19 protein-coding genes are annotated in these 25,317 nt (G+C 56.8%); 12 read left to right on the forward strand and 7 right to left on the reverse strand.

Annotation, left to right across the window (positions count from 1 at the left end; translation table 11 throughout):
- Positions 1 to 42: 42 nt before the first annotated feature.
- Together sbcC and sbcD are read right to left on the reverse strand one after the other, a co-directional pair.
- Entirely contained in the window at positions 43 to 3,294 is a 3,252-nt protein-coding gene (gene sbcC / locus ACNT1W_RS07180; protein ID WP_419246577.1) for an exonuclease subunit SbcC, read from the reverse strand.
- Entirely contained in the window at positions 3,291 to 4,523 is a 1,233-nt protein-coding gene (gene sbcD, locus ACNT1W_RS07185; protein WP_012005481.1) for an exonuclease subunit SbcD, read from the reverse strand. Before sbcD ends, sbcC begins: the two co-directional genes overlap by 4 nt.
- 201 nt (positions 4,524 to 4,724) lie before the next feature.
- Between sbcD and phoB the strand changes: the two genes are divergently transcribed.
- The 6 genes from phoB to proY all read left to right on the forward strand — a co-directional run bounded on the left by phoB (position 4,725) and on the right by proY (position 12,270).
- On the forward strand, positions 4,725 to 5,414 hold the full coding sequence (gene phoB / locus ACNT1W_RS07190) for a phosphate response regulator transcription factor PhoB (protein WP_012005482.1): 690 nt from the start codon (positions 4,725 to 4,727) through the stop codon (positions 5,412 to 5,414).
- A 24-nt stretch (positions 5,415 to 5,438) separates the two neighbouring features.
- Positions 5,439 to 6,755 carry a phosphate regulon sensor histidine kinase PhoR gene (phoR, locus tag ACNT1W_RS07195; protein WP_012005483.1) on the forward strand — a complete coding sequence of 439 codons (1,317 nt, stop codon included), beginning with the start codon at positions 5,439 to 5,441 and terminating at the stop codon, positions 6,753 to 6,755.
- 16 nt (positions 6,756 to 6,771) lie between these two features.
- The gene (locus ACNT1W_RS07200) at positions 6,772 to 7,710 is read left to right on the forward strand and encodes a PstS family phosphate ABC transporter substrate-binding protein (RefSeq protein ID WP_012005484.1); all 939 of its coding nucleotides are present in this window, start codon (positions 6,772 to 6,774) and stop codon (positions 7,708 to 7,710) included.
- Between the two features lie 208 nt (positions 7,711 to 7,918).
- The gene (locus ACNT1W_RS07205; RefSeq protein ID WP_261099011.1) at positions 7,919 to 9,025 is read left to right on the forward strand and encodes a cobalamin-independent methionine synthase II family protein; all 1,107 of its coding nucleotides are present in this window, start codon (positions 7,919 to 7,921) and stop codon (positions 9,023 to 9,025) included.
- 447 nt (positions 9,026 to 9,472) lie between these two features.
- Entirely contained in the window at positions 9,473 to 10,792 is a 1,320-nt protein-coding gene (gene brnQ / locus ACNT1W_RS07210) for a branched-chain amino acid transport system II carrier protein (protein ID WP_012005486.1), read from the forward strand.
- Positions 10,793 to 10,863: 71 nt separating this feature from the next.
- The gene (proY, locus tag ACNT1W_RS07215) at positions 10,864 to 12,270 is read left to right on the forward strand and encodes a proline-specific permease ProY (protein ID WP_012005487.1); all 1,407 of its coding nucleotides are present in this window, start codon (positions 10,864 to 10,866) and stop codon (positions 12,268 to 12,270) included.
- 222 nt (positions 12,271 to 12,492) lie between these two features.
- Here the strand turns inward: proY and ACNT1W_RS07220 are convergent, their stop codons facing one another.
- Both ACNT1W_RS07220 and ACNT1W_RS07225 read right to left on the reverse strand, forming a co-directional pair.
- On the reverse strand, positions 12,493 to 12,756 hold the full coding sequence (locus tag ACNT1W_RS07220) for a hypothetical protein (RefSeq protein ID WP_129935993.1): 264 nt from the start codon (positions 12,754 to 12,756) through the stop codon (positions 12,493 to 12,495).
- 131 nt (positions 12,757 to 12,887) lie between these two features.
- On the reverse strand, positions 12,888 to 14,153 hold the full coding sequence (locus tag ACNT1W_RS07225; RefSeq protein ID WP_419246578.1) for a mechanosensitive ion channel family protein: 1,266 nt from the start codon (positions 14,151 to 14,153) through the stop codon (positions 12,888 to 12,890).
- Positions 14,154 to 14,402: 249 nt separating this feature from the next.
- Between ACNT1W_RS07225 and malZ the strand changes: the two genes are divergently transcribed.
- Entirely contained in the window at positions 14,403 to 16,226 is a 1,824-nt protein-coding gene (malZ, locus tag ACNT1W_RS07230) for a maltodextrin glucosidase (RefSeq protein ID WP_419246579.1), read from the forward strand.
- A 65-nt stretch (positions 16,227 to 16,291) separates the two neighbouring features.
- Here the strand turns inward: malZ and ggt are convergent, their stop codons facing one another.
- The 3 genes from ggt to ACNT1W_RS07245 form a co-directional block, all read right to left on the reverse strand.
- Positions 16,292 to 18,055, reverse strand: coding sequence for a gamma-glutamyltransferase (gene ggt, locus ACNT1W_RS07235; RefSeq protein WP_419246580.1), 1,764 nt, complete (start codon positions 18,053 to 18,055; stop codon positions 16,292 to 16,294).
- Between the two features lie 230 nt (positions 18,056 to 18,285).
- Positions 18,286 to 18,888, reverse strand: a complete 603-nt coding sequence (locus tag ACNT1W_RS07240) for a peroxiredoxin C (RefSeq protein ID WP_085115428.1) — start codon at positions 18,886 to 18,888, stop codon at positions 18,286 to 18,288.
- Between the two features lie 229 nt (positions 18,889 to 19,117).
- Positions 19,118 to 19,699, reverse strand: coding sequence for an ACP phosphodiesterase (locus ACNT1W_RS07245; protein ID WP_129939655.1), 582 nt, complete (start codon positions 19,697 to 19,699; stop codon positions 19,118 to 19,120).
- A 120-nt stretch (positions 19,700 to 19,819) separates the two neighbouring features.
- Between ACNT1W_RS07245 and queA the strand changes: the two genes are divergently transcribed.
- The 5 genes from queA (at position 19,820) to secF (ending at position 25,305) form a co-directional block, all read left to right on the forward strand.
- A complete protein-coding gene (queA, locus tag ACNT1W_RS07250; protein ID WP_115183149.1) occupies positions 19,820 to 20,890 on the forward strand; it encodes a tRNA preQ1(34) S-adenosylmethionine ribosyltransferase-isomerase QueA in 1,071 nt (356 codons plus the stop codon).
- A gap of 72 nt (positions 20,891 to 20,962) precedes the next feature.
- Complete coding sequence (gene tgt, locus ACNT1W_RS07255) at positions 20,963 to 22,087, forward strand: tRNA guanosine(34) transglycosylase Tgt (protein WP_012005502.1); 1,125 nt, start codon at positions 20,963 to 20,965, stop codon at positions 22,085 to 22,087.
- 33 nt (positions 22,088 to 22,120) lie between these two features.
- Positions 22,121 to 22,453: a preprotein translocase subunit YajC gene (gene yajC / locus ACNT1W_RS07260; RefSeq protein ID WP_012005503.1), complete on the forward strand. Its 333-nt coding sequence runs from the start codon at positions 22,121 to 22,123 to the stop codon at positions 22,451 to 22,453.
- Between the two features lie 25 nt (positions 22,454 to 22,478).
- Positions 22,479 to 24,326: a protein translocase subunit SecD gene (gene secD / locus ACNT1W_RS07265; RefSeq protein WP_026142232.1), complete on the forward strand. Its 1,848-nt coding sequence runs from the start codon at positions 22,479 to 22,481 to the stop codon at positions 24,324 to 24,326.
- Positions 24,327 to 24,336: 10 nt separating this feature from the next.
- Positions 24,337 to 25,305, forward strand: a complete 969-nt coding sequence (gene secF / locus ACNT1W_RS07270; protein ID WP_012005505.1) for a protein translocase subunit SecF — start codon at positions 24,337 to 24,339, stop codon at positions 25,303 to 25,305.
- Positions 25,306 to 25,317 lie beyond the last annotated feature (12 nt).

Here is a 25,317-nt window from a genome sequence, read left to right on the forward strand (position 1 = left end):
CTTTCGCCGGTGCTGCAACCCTCTTTCTCAATCAGAGCTGGGTTATTCCAGCCGGAACTGCGGCTCCAGCCGGCTGATGCCGAGCCCGTTGACCTTTTTCACCTTAATTTGTACCGGGATTCGTTCTTTCATGGCTTCCACGTGGCTGATCACGCCAATGGTTTTCCCGGAGGCGTTCAGGCTGTCGAGCGCATCCAGCGCGGTATCCAGGGTTTCTGCATCCAGCGTGCCAAAGCCTTCGTCGAGGAACAGCGAGTCGATACTGGTCTTGTGGCTGACCAGGTCAGACAGTGCCAGTGCCAGCGCCAGGCTCACCAGGAAGCTTTCACCGCCGGACAGGGTGCGGGTATCGCGCAGCGCGTCCGCCTGCCAGGTATCCACTACCTGTAGCTCCAGCGCATCGCTGGTTTTTCGTTGCAACAAATAGCGCCCGTGCAGCCGTCCCAACTGGTTATTGGCCAGATACACCAGGTGATCGAGCGTCAGCCCCTGGGCAAACTTACGGAATTTATCCCCTTCTTTGGAGCCGATAAGCTGATTGAGATAGCTCCAGTCGTCGTACTGGCTCTGGCTCTGGCTGATTTGCTCAAACAGCGACTGCTGATTGATGCGGCGGGCAGTGTCGCTTTCTAATTGATTGCGCACTTCGCCCTGGCGTAGCTGCAAGGTTTTTAACTGCTGCGCCAGCGCTGCCAGACTCTGGCTCAGGGCATGGGGATCGGTCTGATGCTCATCCAGCCCTTCGGGACGCTGTTGCAACTGCTGTTTCAGGCTGTCAACGGCCTGTGCCAGCAGGGCGCTGGCTTCAACCTGGCGCTGTTGCAGCTGCTCTTTGCGCTGTTGCAGCTGTCGGCGCTGGTCGTCATCCAACAGCGCGGCGCTGAAGGCGGTTTCATCGCTGAATTCACTGGCGGCCAACGCCTGTAGCCACACTTGTTCCGCCTGTTGCAGCCGCTCGGTCTGTTGCAGCAGTTGCTGTTGTAACCCGGCCAACTGGCCGCTCAGTCGATCGCGTTGCTCTTGTGCCTTCTGCCACTGTTCGGCCGCCTGCTGGCTGGCCTGCTCGCAGGCCGTCTGGCGGGCGCGTAACTGTTCGCGCACCTGGGTGATTTGCTGTTCACCAAACAGAGCCAGACGCTGCGAACGTTGCTCGCCAAGGACTCGTTCGCCGTCCTGCCACTGTTGCTGCAGCCGCTGCTGTTGCAACTGGGCCTCTGCGTGGCCTTTCTCCAGCAGGATGTAACGCTCGTCCAGCCGGACTTTCTCTTGGTGCGCCTGCTGCTGTTGCGTTTGCAGTGCGGCCAGTTGGTCTTTGGCCTGCTGCACGGCGTGCGATGCCTGTTCGTGTTGCAACAGGGCGGCCTGACCCTGACGTTCTTCGTTGTCGCAGGCGTTCAGCCATTGGCTCAGGCGGTCGGCGTCTTGCAGGGTAAAGTCAAATGCCAGCGGTGTACTGAGGGTTTGCCACTGCTGCAGGTGAGTAGCCAACTGTTGCTCGTCTTGCGTGATGAGCTGCTGTTGGCGCTGTTGCTGTTCTTTCAGGCTTTCGCAACGGGTGCGCAGTTCGGTGCCCTGAGTATACAAAGCTTCGGTTGTGGCGCGCATCTGGGCCAGGCGCAATGCGGTTTCAGAAGGTTTTACCGCCTGATACTGCTCAATGGCCGGGTGGCTGCAGGAGCCACACAGCGGACAGGGTTCACCGGTTTGCAGGCGGGCGCGCTCGGCTTCCAGGCTGACGATGCGCTGTTCCAGCTCGAGGGCTTTCTCCACGTCTGTCTGGTGGGCTTTTTGCTGTTTATACTGCTGCCGCGTCTCTTCGAGCTGTTTTTCATGTTCGCCGAGTTGCGTCTGGCGGGCGGCAAACTCCTGGCGCTGCTGCTCCAGCCGCTCGCTGACCTGGCTAAACAGGGAAGACAGGGTAAATAACTGCTGGCGTACCGGGCGCAGCTCGGCCAGTTCGGTCTGGCGCTGGCGCAGTACCATCAGGGGCGACTGGGCTTCCAGCGTATTTTGTTGTTGCTGTTGCGCCGTCAGCGCGGCGGTGAGGCCGTTAAGTTTTTCCTGATGCTGCCCGGCCTGTGCGGTCAACTGGCTTCGCTGAACCTCGAGTTGTTCCAGCGCTGTTTTTTGCTGGGCATACTGCAGTGCGGCGCTATCGCACGCCTGTTGCAGCTCGGCCTGCGTTTTCTGTAACTGGGCAATCTGGTGATCGAGCGGGACGACTTGCTCGTCGATCAGCCGCTGTTGCGCCTGCTGGTGTTCAACATGCGCCTGCAGTTGCGCACGGGCCTGCTCCACCGCCTGTTGCAACGGCGCCATCTGGGCTAGCTGTTGCTCTTGCTGTTGCGTTAATTGGCTTATCTGCTGTTGCAGCGCCTGCTGATCGTTGCGGCAGCGGTTACGTTCATTCAGCAACGGCCGCAGTTTTTCTGCCGGCTCGCTGCGCGCCAACTGCTGCAGTTGCGGTGCGGCCGCCGCCTGTTCTTGTTGTGCCGCGTTCAGTTGACGTTGGTATTCCTGTTGTTTTTGTTGTGTTTGTTGCCACTGCTGCAACCAGTTCAGCGCCTGCTGCTGCTGGTGGGCCTGTTCGCCAAGGGTATTTTCCTGCGTTCCCAGCTCAATTAATTGGTTTTCAAGCTGCTGACGCTGTTCGTCATTGAGCAGTTCAATGCCGCTGGCGCGTTGATGCAGCGCATCCAAATCGGCCCTGGCCTGCTTATGCTGTTCGAAAACTCGCTCGGAAAGCTGGCCGTAGATCTCGGTGCCGGTCAGTTCTTCCAGCAGTTCGGCACGATCGTTGGCATCGGCATTGAGGAAGGCGGCGAACTGCCCCTGGGATAACATCATCGATTTGGTGAAGCGGCCGAAGTCCAACCCGGTGATCGCGGCGGTCATATCTAGCTTGTCGCGTACCTTGTCCGCCAGAATTTTTCCGTCTTCACGCAGCGCCAGCTCCACTTTAGGTGCCTGCAGGTTGCCGTCCGGGGCATTTTTGGCGCGGCGCTGGCTCCAGAAGGCGCGATAGCCGACCCCTTTAACTTCAAATTCGACCTCCGCCAGCGATTCGGCGGTGTGGCGTGTCATCAGCTCGTTCTGGCTCGGCGTGACGTTAAGGCGCGGCGTCTGGTGGTACAGCGCCAGACAGATGGCGTCCAGCAGGGTGGTTTTGCCTGCCCCGGTAGGCCCGGTGATGGCGAATAACCCATTGCTGGCAAAAGGCTCGGCGGTAAAATCGATCTTCCATTCACCCTGCAGGGAGTTAAGGTTTTTTAATCTCAGGCTGAGGATTTTCATTGGCTCGGCTCCTGGTCGTTGTGCCGCACGGACTCGACCACCTGCTGGAACATTTGGTTCATTCGTTGCCGACGTTCTTCGGCCATTTCAGGCTCCTGCGCCAGCCGCCGTTCGAACACCTCGTTGACGCTCAGTTCATTGAGCGTTTCCTTGTCCTGCTGTTCAATGGCCTGGCGCCGCTGTTCTTTGCTGCGGCGCAACAGCACCACTTCTACCGGCAGTTGATCGGCCAGTAACTGGATGCGGCGCTGAATGTCGCTAAGGTAGTCCTGTGTTGCCACTTCAATGTCCAGCCACACCGGTAGTTCACCCTGATAATCGGCGAACTGCTGCAATTGTTGTTCGATCTGCGCCAAATCACCCTTGATAAGCTGCATCGGTTGGAAGCTGGGGATCTCCAGCGCAGTGACCTGTTGCAGAGCGCCCGCGCTGAAATCCACCATAAACACGCTTTTGGCTTTGCCCAACTCGTCAAAACTGAGTGGGATCGGCGAGCCGCTGTAGCGAATATGTTCGGATTTGGCGACGTTCTGCGCGCGGTGTATATGCCCCAGCGCGATGTAGTCGGCCGGCGGGAAGGCCTGGGCCGGGAAGGCGTCCAGCGTGCCAATGTAGATATCGCGCACCGAATCGGAGGTGGTGACGCCCACGGTGGTCAGGTGGCCGGTGGCAACAATCGGCAGTGGCAAGCCCAGCGCATCGCGACGCGCGCAGGCCGCTTGGTACAGCCTTTGATAATGGTCGGCGATAGCCTCTTGCAGCGCCTGCTGTTTTTGCACTCCGGAGTCGCCGGCTCGGCTGGTGAGCAGATCGCGTGGGCGCAGGAAAGGGATGGCACAAAGTACCGCACCCGGCTGACCATCGCGCTGATTCAGCACCAGAATTTGCTGTTCGGTTTCGCTCTGTGCGTTGGCAATCACGGTGGTATTCAGGCAGGAAAGCAATTCACGCGATTCATTCAAGGTTGCCACGGAGTCGTGGTTACCGCCCAGCACCACCAACTGGCAGCCGGTGCGCTGCAGATCCACCACGAATCGGTTATACAGCTCACGGGCATAACTTGGCGGCGAGCCGGTATCGAACAGGTCCCCGGCGACGATCAGCGCATCCACCTGCTGTTGTTCGATCTGTTCGATCAGCCAGCGCAGAAAAGCCTGATGTTCGGCGGCGCGGCTCTTGGTGAAAAAATACTGGCCAAGATGCCAGTCAGAGGTGTGGATCAGGCGCATGACACTCCCGGGGCGATAGAGTAATGGCAGGGATTATAAAGGGAATATGATGTTTCTGTATTATTAGAAATAATCGCTATGCTTACTGCCTATGACACCCGGTTTATTTCATGGCTATTTATTTCATAAATCTGTCACAAAACTGACGCATAATGGCGCCCGCAATCAACTGTGATCGCTAACACATTGGCAGGATTGACGATGGCAAGACGCATACTGGTGGTGGAAGACGAAGCGCCGATCCGTGAGATGGTGTGCTTTGTGTTGGAACAGAATGGTTACCAACCGTTGGAAGCTGAGGATTATGACAGCGCAGTGACGCGCCTGTCTGAGCCGTTCCCTGATTTAGTGTTGCTCGACTGGATGTTACCCGGAGGTTCCGGCATTCAGTTTATTAAACATATGAAGCGTGAAGCGATGACCCGCGATATTCCGGTGATGATGCTGACCGCACGCGGTGAAGAAGAAGACCGTGTCCGTGGGCTGGAGGTCGGGGCGGATGATTACATCACCAAACCCTTCTCGCCGAAGGAGCTGGTGGCGCGCATCAAGGCGGTAATGCGCCGTATTTCACCGATGGCGGTGGAAGAAGTGATTGAAATGCAAGGGCTGAGCCTGGATCCTTCTTCACACCGGGTGATGGCCAACGAGCAGGCGCTGGATATGGGGCCGACAGAGTTCAAATTGCTGCACTTCTTTATGACTCATCCAGAGCGTGTTTATAGCCGCGAACAGTTGCTTAATCACGTCTGGGGCACTAACGTTTATGTGGAAGACCGCACCGTTGACGTGCATATCCGTCGGCTCCGTAAGGCGTTAGAGACCAGTGGTCATGACAAAATGGTTCAAACCGTTCGGGGCACCGGCTACCGATTCTCAACGCGCTACTGATCGCGACGCGCTGGAGAATATGCCGTGCTAGAACGTCTATCCTGGAAGAGGCTGGCCCTGGAGCTGGCCCTTTTCTGCTTGCCTGCCTTGCTGCTGGGGCTGATTTTCGGTTATCTGCCCTGGTTGCTGCTGGCCTCCGTGCTGGCGGCGCTGGTATGGAATTTCTACAACCAACTCAAACTTTCCCACTGGCTGTGGGTTGATCGCAGCATGACGCCGCCCCCTGGGCGCTGGAGCTGGGAACCGCTGTTTTACGGCCTTTATCAGATGCAGCAGCGTAATCGCCGTCGGCGGCGTGAACTGGCGCTGTTGATCAAACGCTTCCGCAGCGGCGCGGAATCGCTGCCCGATGCGGTGGTGATGACTACCGTCGAAGGCAATATCTTTTGGTGTAACGGTTTGGCGCAGCATCTGCTGGGTTTCCGCTGGCCGGAAGACAATGGTCAGCACATCCTTAACCTGCTGCGTTACCCGGAGTTCAGCCACTATCTGCAACAGCAGGAGTTCACCCGGCCGTTGACGCTGCAGTTGAACAATGAGCACTACGTCGAATTCCGCGTGATGCCTTATTCCGAAGGGCAATTACTGATGGTGGCGCGTGACGTCACCCAAATGCGCCAGCTGGAAGGCGCGCGACGCAACTTCTTCGCCAACGTCAGCCACGAGCTGCGTACCCCGCTCACGGTGTTGCAGGGCTACCTGGAGATGATGAGCGACGAAGAGCTGGATGGTTCGCTGCGCGGCAAAGCGCTGGGCACCATGCAAGAGCAGACCCGGCGTATGGATGGGCTGGTCAAACAGCTGCTGACGCTGTCGCGGATTGAGGCGGCGCCTAACGTCGAGATGAACGAACGGGTCGATATCCCACTGATGTTGCGAGTGTTGCAACGCGAAGCGCAGTCGTTGAGCGGCGGCAACCATGAGATTAGCTTCCGGGTGAACGAACAGCTCAAGGTGTTCGGCAACGACGACCAACTGCGCAGTGCGGTATCAAACCTGGTGTACAACGCCGTCAATCACACGCCAAAGGGCACCAATATTGAAGTGAGCTGGCAACAGACGCCCAACGGTGCGCAGTTCCAGGTCAGTGATAATGGGCCGGGTATCGCCGCCGAGCATATTCCGCGCCTGACCGAACGTTTCTATCGCGTCGACAAGGCCCGTTCACGCCAGACCGGCGGCAGTGGGCTGGGGCTGGCGATCGTCAAGCATGCGCTCAGCCACCATGACGCGCGGCTGGAGATCCTCAGTGAGCAGGGGATTGGCACCCGATTCATCTTTACCTTGCCTAACCGGTTGATTGTACCCGCAGCTTTGTCAGAGAATGCGGTGAAAAATTAACGCGCGAGAGGCTGGTATGATCCGAATGACCCGAGGGCTGTTGCTTTGCCTGGCGCTGCTGGTGAGCCGTGGCGCGTTAGCGCAGCCGGACGGCATGCTGTCCGGCAACCTGTCGAGCGTCGGTTCCGATACGCTGGCGAATCTGATGGCGCTGTGGGCGCAGGACTTCAGCCAGCATTACCCTAACGTTAATTTGCAGATCCAGGCCGCGGGCTCCTCAACTGCGCCGACCGCTTTGGCTGCGGGGGCCGCGCAACTGGGGCCGATGAGCCGACCGATGAAGGCGGCGGAAGTGTCGGCATTCGAACACCGCTATGGCTATGCGCCGCTGGCAGTGCCGGTCGCCGTCGATGCGCTGGTGGTGCTGGTACATCAGGACAACCCGCTGCGCGGTCTTAATCTGCAGCAGCTTGACCGAATTTTCTCCGCTACCCTGCGCTGTGGCGAAAATCAGCCGGTGACGCGCTGGGGTGAACTGGGGTTGAACGGCGATTGGCAGCAGCGTGCGCTGCAACGCTTTGGGCGTAACTCGGCATCCGGCACCTACGGCTATTTCAAACTGCGTGCGCTGTGTGGCGGTGACTTTATGCCACGGGTCAATGAACTGCCCGGTTCTGCCTCGGTGGTGCAGGCGGTGGCCGGTTCGCTGAACAGTATCGGTTACGCCAGCATTGGTTTTCGCGCCAGCGGCGTGCGGCTGTTGCCCCTGGCCGAGTCCGGCGAAAACTATGTCACCCCCAACGATGCCAACGTGCGCAACGGTAGCTACCCGCTGTCGCGCTATCTGTATATTTACATTAACAAAGCGCCCAACCAGCCGTTGGAGCCGCTGACCGCCGCATTTCTCGATCGCGTCCTGTCCGACACCGGACAAAACCTGGTGAACCATGACGGCTATCTGCCGCTGCCTTCTGCTACTTTGCAGAAAACCCGCCGGGCGTTGGGTCTGCAATAAATTTCCCTCGGGGCGTTGATTCGCCCTCAACATGAATTTCTCTCACTACCGATGAAAATTCTTCTATTGCTGCCCGGCAGTGGGTATGACAGCATGCCCCCTATCTTTTTTAGACGTCTGGATGTCCATAATAACCTGGCGTAATAATTCAAACTGTCAATTACTGAGGTAAAGGCCCGATCTTTTACCTGCTACCGGGAGTCATAATATGTGCGATTGCAACCACGCTTTTCACGCTGACGTTGTCGGCAGTCTGTTGCGCCCTGCAGCGCTGAAAACCGCTCGCCAACAGTTTCAGCAAGGCGATATTGACGCAACTGAGCTGCGGGCGGTTGAGGATCAGCAGATCCGTCTGGCGGTGGCCAAACAGCAAGAGCTCGGCCTGGCGGTGGTGACTGACGGCGAATTCCGCCGGGCGTGGTGGCACTTTGATTTTCTGGAAGGGCTGGACGGCGTGGAAGGCTATGACGCGGAGCAGGGGATCCAGTTCAACGGCGTGCAAACCCGGGCGCGCAGCATCAAGGTGGTCGGCAAGTTGGGGTTTAACCCGCAGCATCCGATGCTGGCAGATTTCCGCTTCCTGAAGGCGATTGCCGGTGATACGGTGCCGAAAATGACCATTCCAAGCCCGAGCGTGCTGCACTTTCGCGGTGGGCGCAAGGCCATCGACAGTCAGGTCTACCCGGATCTGAACGCCTATTTCGACGATCTGGCCCAAACCTATCGCGATGCGATCAAGGCATTTTATGATGCCGGTTGCCGCTATCTGCAGCTGGATGACACCGTCTGGGCCTATCTGTGTTCAGACGAACAACGCCGGCAGATCCGCGAGCGCGGAGAGGATCCGGATCGCCTGGCGCGTATTTATGCCGATGTGTTGAATGCCGCGATCGCCGACAGGCCGGACGATCTGACCATTGGGTTGCACGTTTGCCGCGGCAACTTCCGTTCCACCTGGATCTCCGAAGGCGGCTATGAGCCGGTGGCGGAGATCCTGTTCGGTCAGGTGAATATCGACGCTTTCTTCCTGGAGTATGACAATGAACGGTCCGGCGGGTTTGAGCCGCTGCGTTTTATCAAACCAGGTAAACAGCAGGTGGTGCTGGGGCTGATCACCACCAAAAACGGTGAACTGGAGAATCCTGAACAGGTGAAACAGCGTCTTGAGGAGGCCGCGCAGTTTGTCGACCACAGCCAACTTTGCCTCAGTACCCAGTGCGGTTTTGCCTCGACCGAAGAGGGCAACAGCCTGAGTGAATCACAGCAGTGGAATAAACTGCAAAGCGTGGTGAATATCGCCCGGCAGGTTTGGTAACGGCGAAAAACTCGTTCAGACTGCGCGAAAACTGGCTGTTTATTGGCGTTTTCGCGCGGTCATTAGCCAAAGCCTTCACGTTTTGTGAATCTGTCGCTTAAAAATTATACAAATCATGTATTGTATATTTATTGATAGCCACTATGATCGACTGGCCCCGAAAGATTATCTGGTCTATAACTCTGCTTTTTGTCATGCGTCTTGCCTTTCAACGCTATAAACGTTTAACTTAGCCCCCGTTGTCGGACTAAACCTCCATTTATAACTCCTAAAACTCTGCCCATCATCATGAGTGGTCACTTTCGAATAAGGACAAAACGCCGGACGTTATGCGTTTTCTGCTCTTATTTGGTCTCGCGATGAAATGGCAAGCCGGCAACCGGGTGGGGCATAACGCCACCACGTATCGGACACTTTTTTTCATTTGAACAGGCAACACGACATCGTATGAGTCATCGTTTAACGTCAAAAGATATTATTGCACTGGGTTTTATGACCTTTGCCTTATTCGTCGGCGCCGGGAATATCATTTTCCCGCCGATGGTCGGTTTACAGTCCGGTGAACACGTCTGGACTGCAGCTATCGGCTTCCTGATCACTGCCGTCGGTCTACCGGTGATGACGGTGATCGCGTTGGCTCGTGTCGGTGGCGGCATTGACGCCCTGAGCACGCCAATTGGTCGTCGCGCCGGCCTGCTGCTGGCGACCGTCTGCTATCTGGCCGTCGGCCCACTATTCGCCACCCCGCGCACCGCGACCGTCTCCTTCGAAGTGGGCATTGCACCGCTGACCGGTGACGGTGCCATGCCGCTGTTTATTTACAGCCTGGTGTATTTCGCACTGGTGATCGGCATCTCTCTGTATCCGGGCCGCTTGCTCGATACCGTCGGCCACGTACTGGCACCGCTGAAAATTGTTGCGCTGGGCGCATTGGGTATTGCCGCGCTGGCTTGGCCTGCAGGCACGCCAATTCCTGCCACCGAGGTCTATCAGAACGTTCCATTCTCTACCGGCTTCGTTAACGGCTATCTGACCATGGATACGCTGGGCGCGCTGGTCTTCGGCATCGTCATCGTTAACGCTGCGCGTTCCCGCGGCGTGAAGGATGCCAAATTGCTGACGCGTTACACCATTCTGGCGGGCCTGATCGCCGGTGTCGGTTTGACGCTGGTTTACCTGAGCCTGTTCAAGCTGGGTTCCGGCAGTGGTGTGCTGGTACCGGACGCTACCAACGGCGCGGTGATCTTGCATGCTTACGTACAGAACACCTTCGGTGGGTTGGGCAGCTTCTTCCTGGCCGCGCTGATCTTTATCGCCTGTATGGTGACTGCGGTTGGCCTGACCTGCGCCTGCGCCGAGTTCTTTGCCCAATACCTGCCGTTCTCTTACAAGACGCTGGTGTTCATTTTGGGTCTGTTCTCGATGCTGGTTTCCAACCTGGGCCTGAGCCATCTGATCCAGATCTCTATCCCGGTGCTGACCGCGATTTATCCGCCGTGTATCGTGCTGGTGGTGCTGAGTTTCACTCAGCGCTGGTGGAACAGCGCGCCGCGTATCATCGCGCCGGTGATGTTAGTCAGCCTGTTGTTTGGTATCCTTGACGCGGTGAAAGCGTCCACCTTCCAGCACTTCCTGCCGGAGTGGACCAATCATCTGCCATTGGCGGATCAAGGGTTGGCATGGTTGCCGCCGTCGCTGCTGATGCTGGTGCTGGTCGCAATTTATGACCGGGTTTGTTCGCGCTCCGAAGTGACCGCGCACTCTTAATTCCCCGGCTAAATTTTGGGCCACGGACTTGTCCGTGGCTTTTTTACGTTTAAAAAACACGGGTTATCTTCATGCAACAACAGTCACCCGCCGCTCCTGCGGCCAATAAGCTGAAACGCGGTCTCAGTACGCGTCACATTCGCTTTATGGCTCTTGGCTCGGCTATCGGCACCGGTCTGTTCTACGGTTCGGCGGACGCCATTAAAATGGCCGGCCCGAGCGTTTTGCTGGCCTACCTGATTGGCGGTATTGTCGCCTTTATCATCATGCGCGCGCTGGGCGAGATGTCGGTCAACAACCCGCAGGCCAGTTCGTTTTCACGCTACGCGCAGGACTACCTTGGCCCGATGGCCGGCTATATCACCGGCTGGACCTACTGTTTTGAAATCCTGATTGTCGCGATTGCCGACGTGACGGCGTTCGGTATCTATATGGGGATTTGGTTCCCAGAGGTGCCGCATTGGATTTGGGTGCTGAGCGTGGTGCTGGTAATTGGCGCCATCAACCTGATGAGCGTGAAGGTGTTCGGTGAGCTGGAGTTTTGGTTCTCATTCTTCAAAGTGGCCACCATCATCATCATGATTGCTGCCGGTATCGGCATCATCATCTGGGGGATTGGCAACGGCGGGCAGCCGACCGGTATCCATAATCTGTGGTCTAACGGCGGCTTCTTCAGTAACGGGTTTATCGGCATGATCCTGTCGCTGCAGTTGGTGATGTTTGCCTACGGCGGCATCGAAATTATCGGTATCACCGCCGGTGAAGCGAAAGATCCGAAAAGCTCGATTCCCAAGGCCATTAACTCGGTGCCGTGGCGTATTCTGGTGTTTTATGTCGGTACACTGTTCGTCATCATGTCGATCTACCCGTGGAACCAGGTGGGCACCAATGGCAGCCCGTTCGTGCTGACCTTCCAGCACATGGGGATTACCGTGGCGGCAGGTATCCTTAACTTTGTGGTGATCACCGCATCATTGTCTGCGATTAACAGCGACGTGTTTGGCGTTGGCCGCATGCTGCACGGCATGGCTGAACAGGGCCACGCGCCGAAGATATTCAGCAAGGTCTCCAAACGCGGTATTCCGTGGGTCACGGTGGTGGTGATGATGCTGGCGCTGCTGCTGGCGGTGTATCTCAACTACATCATGCCGGAAAACGTGTTCCTGGTGATTGCCTCCCTGGCGACCTTCGCCACCGTGTGGGTGTGGATCATGATCCTGTTCTCGCAGATTGCCTTCCGTCGCAGCCTGAGCAAAGAGCAGGTGAAAAACCTGGCCTTCCCGCTGCGCGGCGGCGTGTTCACCTCGGTAGTGGCGATCATCTTCCTGGTGTTTATCATCGGTCTGATTGGCTACTTCCCAACCACCCGCGTATCGCTGTACGCCGGTCTGGTCTGGGTGGTGGTACTGCTGGCGGGCTACTACTTCAAGCTCAACCACCAGAAGAAGCTGGCGGTGCTGGCGCAGCAGCAGGATTGAAAATGAAAACACCGGCCATGCGCCGTAATGCTTGTAAGTTAAGGTGATCTTGTTCTCTCTCCTTTGGGAGAGGGTTAGGGTGAGGGGATACAAACCAACGCGAAAGCCCCTCACCCCGGCCCTCTCCCTCGGGAGAGGGGGACGCCCACTTAAACAATGTCATACATTCTTATTCAGAATTTTGCTTAACTAACCGGCATTACGGCTATGCGCCGGTGTTTTTTAACGTTTTTCCTCTGGCTCATCGTCACCGGAGGAGCGAGCTTCGATGCGCAGGCTGCTGTCGTTCAGCCGTTCTTCCTTCCCTTCTCCTGCTGCGCGCGCCAGCACTTCGCGAATATCCTGCATATTGCTGCTCAGGGCGCTCAGCGCCGGCTGCAAGGTCCGACTCATACGGCTTTCGTCCAGCGAAGCGCTGTGAAGACAGCCAATAAACAGCAGCGTGGCCAGCAGGGTAAACAGCCGGTGGCGTAATGATTTCAGCAATCCTCTTTTCCTTCTGCGGGCGATAATCAACGCATTAACGCGGTTTTTATGCCGAAAGAGAAGCGGACCGAGACATCCGTTGTCCATAGGTTGAGAGTCATTACCGGCAGAAACAGTTACGTCAACCTGCGTCAGGAAAGGTCGGGCGCCTGGCGCATTTGGCTGAGCATGCTGCGCATATCGTTGCCGGTTGGCGTTTGATGTACCCGCAGGTCGAATTCGTTAATCACCGCCAGAATATGGTCGAAGATATCCGATTGAATGCTTTCGTATTCCGCCCAGACCGTGGTGTTGGTGAAGGCGTAAATCTCCAGCGGCAGGCCCTCCGGCGTTGGCGCTAATTGGCGCACCATCAGCGTCATATTCTGATGAATATTCGGGTGGGCGCGCAGGTACGCCACCAGATAAGCGCGCAGCGTGCCAAGGTTGGTCAGGCGGCGGCCGTTGAGGGGGGAACTGAGATCTACGGCAATCTGCTGGTTATGTTGGCTTAACTCCTGCGTTTTATCGTTCAGATAGCGTTGCAGCAGCGGGTTGCGGTTCAGCCTCTGCTGTTCCTCATCCGACAAAAAATGCACGCTGGTGGTGTCGATATTGATGCTGCGCTTGATGCGACGCCCGCCGGATTCCGACATGGATCGCCAGTTTTTAAAAGAGTCGGAGATCAGCGCGTAGGTCGGGATGGTGGTGACGGTATTATCCCAGTTGCGCACTTTTACCGTGGTCAGGCCGATGTCGGTGACTGCACCGTCTGCGCCGTATTTCGGCATCTCCAGCCAGTCGCCGATGCTAAGCATATCGTTGGCGGAAAGCTGAATGCCAGCCACCAAACCGAGGATCGGGTCTTTGAACACTAACATCAGCACCGCGGTCATCGCCCCCAGGCCGCTGAGCAGCAGCAAGGGTGACTTACCCATCAGCAAGGAGACGATCATGATGCCAATCAGGATGGCGGCTACCAGCTTCAGCCCCTGGAAAATGCCACGCAGCGGCAACTGGTTTGAAATTGGGCTTTGGCGCAGCATCGCCAACAGCGTATCCAACAGGGAAAACAGCGACAGCAGGGCGAAGCCCATGATCCACACCTGGGCGGCGGTGACGATAACCGCCTGCGTCTGACCACCGGCGTGCAGCCACAGCACCGCCTGCAGATTAATGATCACCCCCTGCAATAACAACGCCATACGCTGGAACAGCTTGTATTGGGTGATTGCCTGTTGCCATACGCGTTGCGATTGCTGGCCACGGCGCTGGACAGCCTTCAGTACCACGCGATGCAGCACCAGATGGATCACCACCGAAATCAGGACGATCAGCCCCAGCACCATCAGCAGAGACATCACCCCGCTAAATTCCAGCCCGAACTTCTCCAGCCACAGGGTTATCTGTTGTTGCATTGCCGCTCCTTTAAAAAATGTGCAAAAAATATCCAATAGACTCAAAACACGTTAGCCTAATGGCTGCGGGCCACAATGTGCGTCTTTTTACCCTTTTTTACATAGGCTTGCTGCTGACCGACTATCTCCACCCCCCGGCTCCTCCCCGAGTTTACCGGCCAAAGAGGAGGGGGACTGGCACTCAACGTGGCATTGTTCGTGGCATTGAATAACGTCGTCGATTTCGTTTTGTACAGCAGGAGGAAAGTCATGCTTAACGCCTGGCATCAACCGGTCCCGCCCTTTGTGGTGAAGAAGGGGCAACGTCTTGATATCACGCTGTGGTTACAGGGTGATGATGTGCCCGAACGGGTGTTTTTACGCGCCGAGCCGGATAATGAAGAATGGTTGCTGACGATGAAAGTGCAGCATATTGACGGGCTGCATCGCTATCAGGCCAGTTTGACGCTCAATGAGGGTGAGCCAACCCGTCGTTACTGCTTCAAGCTGGTTTGGGCCGCCAGTCAGCAATGGTTCGGCCCCCAGGGTTGGTCGCTGACGCCGCCGGGGCAACTGGCGCAGTTTGCTGTCGACGTGCCCGACCGCAGCCCGGCCTGGGTGGCGGATCAGGTTTTCTATCAAATTTTCCCCGATCGCTTCTCCAGTAGCGGGGGGGAACACGGCATTCAGAGCGGCAGCTATCGTCATCATGCGGCCGGTTGTGATGTTGTGCGTCAGGATTGGCACCATCCGTTGGAAGACCGGCATGCCGCGTCCACCTTCTACGGTGGCGATCTGGATGGCATCAGCAAAAAACTCACTTATTTACAGCATCTTGGCGTGACGGCGCTGTATCTGAATCCGATTTTCACTGCGCCCAGCGTACATAAATACGATACCGAAGATTATTACCAGGTCGATCCCTATCTCGGCGGCAACGCCGCCCTGCAGCGTTTGCGAGTGAGTACTCACAAGGTGGGGATGAAACTGGTGCTGGACGGGGTGTTTAACCATACCGGCGATTCGCATCCGTGGTTTGACCGCCACCAGCAAGGGGATAACGGCGCTTGCCATCACCCCGATTCACCTTACCGTGGCTGGTTCAATTTCTACCCCGATGGCCGCGCGCTCGACTGGAAAGGGAATGCCAGCCTGCCGAAACTTAACTTCGCTGAACCGCAGGTAGCGGAAGCGATTTATCGCGGTGACGCCAGTGTGGTGCGCCATTGGTTGCGGCCGCCGTACAACATCGACGGTTGGCGGCTGGATGTGGTGCACATGCTGGGTGAGAACGGGGGCGCTACCGGCAATTTGCAGCATCTGGCGGGCATTTATCAGGCGGTTAAACAGGAAAACCCGCAGGCCTACGTGCTGGGCGAGCATTTTGGCGACGCGCGTCGCTGGCTGCATGCCGGCGTGGAAGATGCGGCAATGAATTACATGGGCTTTGCCCTGCCGGTGCGGGGGTTCCTCGCCGGGCTGGACGTGGCGCACCACCCGGTGCAGCTGGATGCGGCGGACTGCGCCCAGTGGATGGACGGTTATCGGGCCGGGCTGCCGCATGGCCGTCAGTTGATTCAGTTCAACCAGCTCGACAGCCATGACACTGCACGTTTTCTGACGCTATTACAGGGCAATCAGGCGCGGATGCGCATGGCGGCGGTGTGGCTGATGAGCTGGATAGGCGTACCCTGCCTATATTATGGCGACGAGATTGGTCTGGATGGGGCCAACGACCCGTTCTGCCGCAAGCCTTTTCCGTGGGATGAAAGCCAGTGGGATCAGAACCTGTTGGCCCTGTACCAGCGCATGGCGGCGCTGCGCAAACAGAGCCTGGCGCTGCGCCGCGGCGGTTGTCAGGTGCTGCATGCCGCCGCTGAAACGCTGGTGTTTGTGCGTATTTACCAACAGGAACAGGTGTTGGTGGCGTTACAGCGTGACGGTAACGGCAGCGTGACCCTGCCACACAGCCCGTTGCTGGCCGCAGGCCAATGGCAACGGCTGGAAGGGGACGGCGAGTTGAATGACACGCAAAACGCGATCTCGCTGCAACTGGGTGAGGAGTCCGTGACTCTGTGGCGACGAGTCGGTTAGTTCTGTAAAGGGGCCAGTATACCGGCCCCTTTATGGGTTAGTGGGTGTTCGGATGGCCAGTCAGATCAATAACCTACGGCGGAGCCGGCCGGGCGACGAACGTCATTGGCGCCGTACAGGTAGCCTTCGCGCACTCTGCCGGAAACCGCGGAGTCATTGCCGGAGTTGGCCGGGCTGACGCCTGCGGCGCCTGGCAGGCCGACCAGAATCAGTTCGGCGGCGCCCCATGGCGTTTGCTCAACCATCTTGTAACCCATGCCGCCGAGAATTTTCAGCGTATCGGCAGAAACTCCGCGCTGTTCGTAGTAAACCTCATCCGGTAACCACTGATGGTGGATACGCGGTGCATCTACGGCCTCCTGCGGTGCCATACCGTGGTCGATCACGTTTAAGGCGGTTTGCAGAGTAATGGTGATGATGCGCGATCCGCCCGGCGAGCCGAGAACCATAAAGATTTTATTGTCCTTGGTCACCAGTGTCGGGCTCATCGACGATAGTGGGCGCTTACCGGGGGCTATGCTGTTGGCGGTTCCCTGCACCAGCCCATAAAGATTTTTCTCGCCGACTTTGACGGTGAAATCGTCCATCTCATCGTTGAGGAAGAAGCCGGTCCCCGGGGCTATCACCACGGCACCAAAGCGACCGTTGACGGTATAGGTGGTGGAGACGGCGTTACCCTGATGATCGACAATCGAGTAGTGGGTGGTTTCCGGCTTCTCGTGGGGTTCCATGCCCGGCTGCACGTTCTCTGACGGCGTGGCTTTGTCCGCGACGATTTTCTTGCGGATCTCTTCGGCATAGCTCTTGCTGACCAGCCTGTCGATCGGGTTCTTGATGAATTCTGGGTCGCCCAGGTAGGTGTTACGGTCCATATAGGCGTGGCGCATCGCTTCGGTCATGGTATGGATGGCCGCCGCCGAATTAAAGCCCATGCTCTTGAGATCGTAACCTTCAACCACGTTGAGGATTTCGCACAGCGTCACGCCGCCAGAGCTTGGCGGGGGAGCCGAAACAAACTTATAGCCGCGATAGCTGCAGGTAATCGGCGGGGTTTCGGTGACTTGGTAATTGGCGAAATCGGCTGCCGTCAGGATGCCGCCGCCCTGTTTGGCTGCCGCCTCTACCGCCTGGGGAATTTTGCCCTTATAGAAGGCGTCCGGGCCTTCTTTGGCGATGGCCGCCAGCGTATTGGCCAGGTCGCTCTGCACCAGACGATCGCCCGGTTGCAACGGCGTGCCGTCCGGGCGCAGGAAGATTCGGGCAGATTCCGCATCCTGTTTAAAGCGTGCGATGGTGGTATCAAGGATATCGGTATCGGCGCGGGTCAGCACAAAGCCCTCGCGTGCCAGTTTGATTGCCGGCTCCATCACCTGCTCGCGGCTCAGTTTGCCGTATTTTTTGCGCGCGGTTTCCATGCCCAGCACGGTGCCCGGCACGCCTGCGGCCAGATAGCCGTACAGACTGGCACCTTTCTTCACGTTGCCGGCGGCATCCAGATACATGTTGGCGCTGGCCGCTGCCGGCGCAGTTTCGCGGAAGTTGATGAAGGTGTCGGTGCCATCGGCCAGGTGCAGCGTCATAAAGCCGCCGCCGCCGATATTACCGCAGCACGGGTTGACCACCGCCTGCGCATAACCCACGGCTACGGCCGCATCAATCGCATTGCCGCCCAGTTTCAGGATATCCACGCCGACCTGCGAGGCCAGATGTTGCGATGTCACCACCATGCCGTTTTTGGCTTCGACCGCCGGATTGGAGGCGGCATACAGGCTGCTGCTGACCAGCAGCGCCGCCATGGTCAGCGGCTTGCTCCATTTTTGTAAAAACATAGTTATTCCTACCCTGTCAGTTTTCTTATTGTGTTTGGCTTGCCCCTCCTGACGTGCAAAGAGCGGGCCAGCGTTATTGATACTAGCCAGAGTTAAGGGATTGTGCGGAAAATAGCCGGGGAAATGTGAGCGGAAACAAGCAAATGAAGCACGTAATCGGGGCGATGTGCCCTAAAAAAGAGCAAAAAAAACCGGCCGCGAGGGCCGGTTGATACACTTGCAGGCTGAAATTACAGCTTGGAAGCGTTCTCGGACAGGTATTTAGCTACGCCGTCTGGAGATGCGCCCATACCTGCTTTGCCTTTTTCCCACTGAGCCGGGCACACTTCGCCGTGTTGCTCATGGAATTGCAGCGCGTCAACGGTACGGATCATTTCGTCGATGTTACGGCCGATTGGCAGGTCGTTAACAACCTGAGCGCGAACCACACCTTCTTTGTCGATCAGGAAAGAACCACGCAGGGCAACGCCTGCTTCTGGGTGCTCGATGCCATAAGCTTTCTGAATTTCACGCTTAATGTCAGCAACCATTGCGTATTTCACTTCCCCGATGCCGCCATTCTCGACAGGGGTTTTACGCCATGCGTTGTGGACAAATTCTGAGTCGAATGAAACGCCAACCACTTCAACGCCACGCTTCTGGAATTCTTCATAGCGGTGATCGAATGCGATCAGCTCAGAAGGACATACGAAGGTGAAGTCCATCGGCCAGAAGAACAGGACGGCTGGTTTGCCGTTCAGGTGCTTCTTGAAGTTGAAGTTTTCTACGATTTCGCCACTGCCAAGTACGGCAGCTGCAGTGAAGTCAGGGGCTTGACGAGTTACCAGGACCATAATTACTCCTGTAATAGGTGTTAAGGGGTTGATGTAAAAGCAAGGGCCAGTATAGGGGCCACGACTTGGTGAAGAAAGGGTAAAAGACCAATCAATGAGATAGCTTTCACCTATCAAAGTCGGTGATTAAATTTAGCAGTCTTTAAAAATAACCTTTTCCCATAAAAGGGCAAGGCTTAAAAAGCAATTTCTTGTAAAGCATCGCATTTTCAAAGGCTTTGGCTTGACCTTACAGCTGCTTGTCTTTGGCCTGCTGCATCATCTGTGGGTAAAACTGCCAGAATTGTGTTTCAAGCTGATGATAGTTGCGCTCCACGTCGGCGAAGGAGCCGGCCAATGCGGCCAGGCGCGGACGACGGCTGGCCATGCCTGCCAGCACATTACCGATAAACGGCAGTTCGGCGTAGCGCTCCAGCCAGCGTTCCGGCCATATATAGCCGTTCAGATTCTGAAAGCGTGGCGGCGTCAGCGGCAAATGCGGCAGGATTTGGCTCTGGGCTTGCTGGGTAAAACTCGGCAGGCTGAGGGAGGGTTCCAGCTGTTGCCAGTGGCGCGCCAGAAAGTGATCCCATACCACGTCGAGCGTAATGGGGGCCACGCGTCGGTGTTCTTCAGAGAAATAGGCGCGGCAGGCTCTTACCTGCGGCAGGTTGTCGGTCAGTACATCGACGCGACGGTGCATCATAATGCCGGCCACCACGGCGGGATCGTACTCGCCGGCAGGGTTGCCGCGCACGAAGTCGGCCAACAGATTGCCCAGCAACGAGCTTTCCGCCAGTGAGGCTAAATGGAGATGAGCGAGATAATTCATCCGGCAACTATACCTGAAGTCATGCAAATCCTCCTTATTTCTTGCCGCTGACCGCCCGCAGCTTTAGACTAGGCCGCCTGTTTTTTACCAACCAGTCCTATATTGAAGAAGTGAATAGCCATGCGCGTCGCCGATTTTTCGTTTGAACTTCCCGAGTCCCTGATTGCCCACTATCCCCAGCCTGAACGCAGCGGTTGCCGTTTGCTGCAGTTGGACGGGCCGAGCGGGGAGCTTAAGCATGGCGTATTCACCGATCTGCTGGATAACCTGGAAGCCGGCGATCTGCTGGTGTTCAACAATACCCGGGTGATCCCGGCACGCATGTTTGGCCGCAAGGTCAGCGGCGGCAAGATTGAAGTGTTGGTCGAGCGCGTGCTGGACGACCATCGGGTATTGGCGCATGTCCGCGCCTCGAAGGCCCCGAAACCGGGCACCGACCTGCTGCTGGGCGACGACGAAAGTATCGCCGCCACTATGGTCGCGCGCCACGATACGCTGTTCGAACTGCGCTTCAACGATGAACGCGACGTCTTTACTATCCTTAATGCCGTTGGCCATATGCCGCTGCCGCCGTATATCGATCGTCCGGACGAAGACGCCGACCGCGAACTTTATCAGACGGTCTACAGCGAAAAACCGGGCGCGGTAGCTGCACCAACCGCCGGGCTGCATTTCGACGAGCCGCTGTTGGCTGCGCTGCGCGAGAAGGGCATCGAGATGGCGTTTGTCACCCTGCACGTGGGCGCGGGCACCTTCCAGCCGGTGCGGGTGGAAACCATCGAAGAGCACGTCATGCATGCCGAATACGCAGAGGTGCCGCAAGAGGTGGTTGACGCCGTATTGGCCTGCAAAGCGCGCGGTAAGCGCGTGGTGGCTGTCGGCACCACCTCGGTGCGTTCACTGGAAAGTGCCGCCAACGCCAGCAAAGAGGCATTGATTGCGCCGTTCTTCGACGACACCAGCATCTTTATCTTCCCGGGTTACCACTATCAGGTGGTTGACGCACTGGTGACCAATTTCCACCTGCCGGAGTCGACGCTGATTATGCTGGTTTCCGCCTTTGCCGGTTATAAAAACACCATGCATGCCTATCAGCAGGCGGTGGCCGAGCAGTACCGTTTCTTTAGCTATGGCGATGCGATGTTCATCAGCCGTAACCCGCTGGCGGAGCAAGAATCCGTCGGCGCCTGATTTCCTGGGCTGCGCATCTGGCGCAACCCTGTTTTAACGACATCAGACTGTTTCTCTGATGCTGGAGGCTTTGTGAAGTACGAATTAGACACAACCGATGGCCGCGCCCGCCGTGGCCGCCTGATTTTTGAACGTGGCGTGGTGGAAACCCCAGCCTTTATGCCGGTCGGCACCTACGGCACGGTAAAGGGCATGACGCCGGAAGAAGTGAAAGAGACCGGTGCGCAGATCCTGCTGGGCAACACCTTCCACCTGTGGCTGCGCCCAGGGCAGGAGATCATGAAGCTGCATGGCGATCTGCATGATTTCATGCAGTGGCATGGCCCGATCCTCACCGATTCCGGCGGCTTCCAGGTGTTCAGCCTGGGCGCGATGCGCAAGATTAAAGAGGAAGGCGTACATTTCCGTAACCCGATTAACGGCGATAAAGTGTTCCTCAGCCCGGAAAAATCGATGGAAATCCAGTATGACCTGGGGTCTGACATCGTGATGATCTTCGACGAGTGTACGCCGTACCCGGCAGACTGGGACTACGCCAAAAGCTCGATGGAAATGTCTCTGCGCTGGGCGCAGCGCAGCCGTCAGCGTTTTGACGAACTGAATAACAAGAACGCTTTATTCGGCATTATTCAGGGTGGTGTTTACGAAGATTTACGTGATGTATCAGTAAAAGGGCTGGTGGATATCGGTTTTGATGGTTACGCTGTGGGCGGCTTGGCAGTAGGTGAGCCAAAAGAGGATATGCATCGTATTCTTGAACATGTTTGCCCGCAAATTCCGGAAGATAAGCCACGTTACCTGATGGGCGTTGGCAAACCGGAAGATCTGGTTGAAGGCGTGCGTCGCGGTATCGATATGTTCGACTGCGTGATGCCAACGCGTAATGCCCGTAACGGCCATCTGTTCGTGACTGACGGTGTGGTAAAAATCCGTAATGCCAAGCACAAGGATGATACTTCTCCGCTGGATAAAGACTGTGATTGCTACACGTGTCGCAATTACAGCCGCGCCTACTTGCATCATCTCGATCGTTGCAACGAAATACTCGGTGCCCGATTGAACACCATTCATAACCTGCGTCACTACCAACGCCTGATGGCGGGTTTACGCGAGGCCATTGAACAGGGTAAATTAGAGCTGTTTGTTGCGGATTTCTACGGTCGGATCGGTAAACCGGTTCCACCTTTAAACGCTTGAATTAATAATTGATAACTTAATGAGGGAATTTCAATGAGCTTTTTCATTTCTGACGCCGTCGCATCCGCAGGAGCTCCGTCTCAGGGAAGCCCGTACTCTCTGATCATTATGCTGGTGGTTTTTGGCCTGATTTTCTATTTCATGATCCTGCGTCCACAGCAGAAACGCGCTAAAGAGCACAAGAAACTGATGGACTCGATCGGCAAGGGTGATGAAGTGCTGACCACCGGTGGCCTGATTGGTCGCGTGACCAAAGTGGCTGACACCGGCATCATCGCTATTGCGCTGAACGACACCACGGAAGTGATGATCAAGCGTGACTTCGTGGCGGCCGTTCTGCCGAAAGGTACCATGAAGGCCCTGTAATTTTGTTTTCCCGAAGGGAATTGCCGTGCTAAACCGTTATCCTTTGTGGAAGTATCTGATGCTGATCGTAGTGATCATCATCGGTCTGCTTTATGCGCTTCCCAACCTCTATGGTGAGGATCCGGCTGTACAGATCACTGGCGCGCGCGGTGTCGCCGCCAGTGAAACTACGCTGGACCAAGTCCGTACCGTATTAGAAAAAGACAAGATCGCGAGCAAGTCGATTGCGCTGGAAAATGGCGCCATCCTGGCTCGCTTTAGCAATCCTGATATTCAGCTGCGCGCGCGTGAAGCCTTAATGGCTGAGCTGGGCGACAAGTTCGTGGTGGCGCTGAACCTGGCCCCGGCCACGCCGGCCTGGTTGGCCATGCTGGGCGCCGAACCGATGAAACTCGGTCTGGACCTGCGCGGTGGCGTGCACTTCCTGATGGAAGTGGACATGGACACTGCGCTGAGCAAACTGCAGGAACAGACCATGGACACCCTGCGCAGCGAGCTGCGTGAAAAGGGCATTCCTTATGCGTCTATCCGCAAGCTGGACAACAACGGCGTGGAAGTGCGTTTCCGTGACGATGCTGCCCGCGATCAGGCCATCAGCTACCTTGGCCCACGCCAACGTGACATGGTGTTCTCTGCCAACGGCACCAACACCCTGAAAGCCAACCTGACGGATGCCCGCCTGAGCGAAGCGCGTGAGTATGCGGTGCAGCAGAACATCACTATCCTGCGTAACCGTGTTAACCAGCTCGGCGTTGCCGAACCGCTGGTACAACGCCAGGGTTCTGACCGCATCGTGGTCGAACTGCCAGGTATTCAGGATACCGCACGTGCCAAAGAGATCCTGGGCGCTACCGCGACGCTGGAATTCCGTCTGGTTAACACCAATGCGGATACCACTGCGGCAGCCAATGGCCGTGTGCCGGGTGACTCCGAAGTAAAAGACACCCGCGAAGGCCAGCCGGTTGTGCTGTACAAGCGCGTGATCCTGACCGGTGACCACATTACCGACTCCACCTCCAGCACCGACGAATACAACCAGCCGCAGGTTAATATCTCGCTGGACAGTGCCGGCGGTACCGCGATGTCCAACTTCACCAAGGACAATATCGGCAAGCCGATGGCGACCCTGTTTGTGGAGTACAAGGACAGCGGCAAGAAAGACGCTAATGGCCGTGCAGTCCTGGTGAAACAGGAAGAAGTGATCAACGTGGCGAACATTCAGTCGCGTCTGGGCAACAGCTTCCGTATTACCGGCATCGGCAACCCGAACGAAGCACGTCAGCTCTCGCTGCTGCTGCGCGCCGGTGCGCTGATTGCGCCTATCCAGATCGTGGAAGAGCGGACAATCGGTCCGACCCTGGGGCAACAGAACATCACCCAAGGTCTGGAAGCCTGCTTGTGGGGCCTGGTGGCATCCATCGTGTTTATGGTGGTTTGGTACCGTAAGTTCGGCATGATCGCTACCACGGCGCTGGTCGCCAACCTGGTGCTGATTGTCGGCGTCATGTCCCTGTTGCCGGGGGCGACGCTGACCATGCCGGGTATTGCCGGTATCGTGCTGACGCTGGCGGTGGCGGTCGACGCCAACGTACTGATCAATGAACGTATCAAGGAAGAGCTGAAGAACGGACGTTCCGTTCAGCAGGCGATCCATGAAGGCTATAAAGGCGCGTTCTCCAGTATCGTTGATGCCAACATCACTACCCTGATCACCGCGATTATTCTGTACGCAGTGGGCACCGGTTCGATCAAAGGCTTTGCGATTACCACCGCAATCGGTGTGGCGACGTCCATGTTCACCGCGATTGTCGGTACCCGTGCCATCGTCAACCTGCTTTACGGCGGCAAACGCATTAACAAGCTGTCTATCTGAGGAGTGCGTTGTGGCACAGGATTATACTGTTGAACAACTCAACTACGGCCGTAAAGTCTATGACTTTATGCGCTGGGATTACGTGGCCTTCGGCATCTCGCTGTTGCTGCTGATCGCGTCAATCGCCATTATGTCGGTGCGTGGTTTTAACTGGGGTCTGGACTTCACTGGCGGTACCGTCATTGAAATCAGCCTGGAACAACCGGCCAACCTCGATCTAATGCGCGATACGCTGGAAAAAGCCGGGTTCCAGGACCCGATTATTCAGAACTTTGGCAGCAGCCGTGACGTGATGGTGCGTATGCCACCGGCGATCGGCACCGCAGGCCAGGAACTGGGTAACAAAGTCATCAGCGTGATTAACGACTCGGTCGATAAAAACGCCACGGTGAAGAGGATTGAGTTCGTCGGCCCGAGTGTGGGCACCGAACTGGCGCAAAACGGCGGCATGGCGCTGCTGGTGGCGTTGATCTGTATTCTGATTTACGTCGGTTTCCGCTTCGAATGGCGCCTGGCGCTGGGGGCGGTTATCGCGTTGGCGCACGACGTGGTCATCACTCTGGGCGTGCTGTCGTTGTTCCATATCGAGATTGACCTGACTATCGTCGCATCATTGATGTCGGTTATCGGTTACTCGTTGAACGACAGCATCGTGGTTTCCGACCGTATTCGTGAGAACTTCCGCAAGATCCGCCGCGGCACGCCTTACGAAATCATGAACGTGTCGTTGACCCAGACGCTGAGCCGTACCTTGATGACTTCCGGTACCACCCTGATGGTGGTTCTGATGCTGTACATCTTCGGCGGCGCGATGCTGCACGGCTTCTCTCTGGCTATGCTGATTGGTGTGTCTATCGGTACCATATCCTCTATCTACGTGGCGTCCGCGCTGGCGTTGAAACTGGGTATGAAACGCGAACACATGCTGCAGCAGAAAGTGGAAAAAGAGGGCGCAGATCAGCCTTCGATTATGCCGTGATTTGCCCGTGAG

Source organism: Serratia sp. NFX21 (assembly GCF_048517035.1).
GTDB lineage: Bacteria > Pseudomonadota > Gammaproteobacteria > Enterobacterales > Enterobacteriaceae > Serratia > Serratia quinivorans.

What these genes read in the sequence shown, in the direction of transcription:
- sbcD (WP_012005481.1), bottom strand. Translation starts at nt 4,523, where the DNA reads ATGCGCCTGATCCACACCTCTGACTGGCATCTTGGCCAGTATTTTTTC.
- ACNT1W_RS07240 (WP_085115428.1), bottom strand. Translation starts at nt 18,888, where the DNA reads ATGGTCCTGGTAACTCGTCAAGCCCCTGACTTCACTGCAGCTGCCGTA.
- malZ (WP_419246579.1), top strand. Translation starts at nt 14,403, where the DNA reads ATGCTTAACGCCTGGCATCAACCGGTCCCGCCCTTTGTGGTGAAGAAG.
- phoB (WP_012005482.1), top strand. Translation starts at nt 4,725, where the DNA reads ATGGCAAGACGCATACTGGTGGTGGAAGACGAAGCGCCGATCCGTGAG.
- ggt (WP_419246580.1), bottom strand. Translation starts at nt 18,055, where the DNA reads ATGTTTTTACAAAAATGGAGCAAGCCGCTGACCATGGCGGCGCTGCTG.
- ACNT1W_RS07245 (WP_129939655.1), bottom strand. Translation starts at nt 19,699, where the DNA reads ATGAATTATCTCGCTCATCTCCATTTAGCCTCACTGGCGGAAAGCTCG.
- queA (WP_115183149.1), top strand. Translation starts at nt 19,820, where the DNA reads ATGCGCGTCGCCGATTTTTCGTTTGAACTTCCCGAGTCCCTGATTGCC.
- ACNT1W_RS07205 (WP_261099011.1), top strand. Translation starts at nt 7,919, where the DNA reads ATGTGCGATTGCAACCACGCTTTTCACGCTGACGTTGTCGGCAGTCTG.
- ACNT1W_RS07200 (WP_012005484.1), top strand. Translation starts at nt 6,772, where the DNA reads ATGATCCGAATGACCCGAGGGCTGTTGCTTTGCCTGGCGCTGCTGGTG.
- brnQ (WP_012005486.1), top strand. Translation starts at nt 9,473, where the DNA reads ATGAGTCATCGTTTAACGTCAAAAGATATTATTGCACTGGGTTTTATG.
- proY (WP_012005487.1), top strand. Translation starts at nt 10,864, where the DNA reads ATGCAACAACAGTCACCCGCCGCTCCTGCGGCCAATAAGCTGAAACGC.
- sbcC (WP_419246577.1), bottom strand. Translation starts at nt 3,294, where the DNA reads ATGAAAATCCTCAGCCTGAGATTAAAAAACCTTAACTCCCTGCAGGGT.
- ACNT1W_RS07225 (WP_419246578.1), bottom strand. Translation starts at nt 14,153, where the DNA reads ATGCAACAACAGATAACCCTGTGGCTGGAGAAGTTCGGGCTGGAATTT.
- yajC (WP_012005503.1), top strand. Translation starts at nt 22,121, where the DNA reads ATGAGCTTTTTCATTTCTGACGCCGTCGCATCCGCAGGAGCTCCGTCT.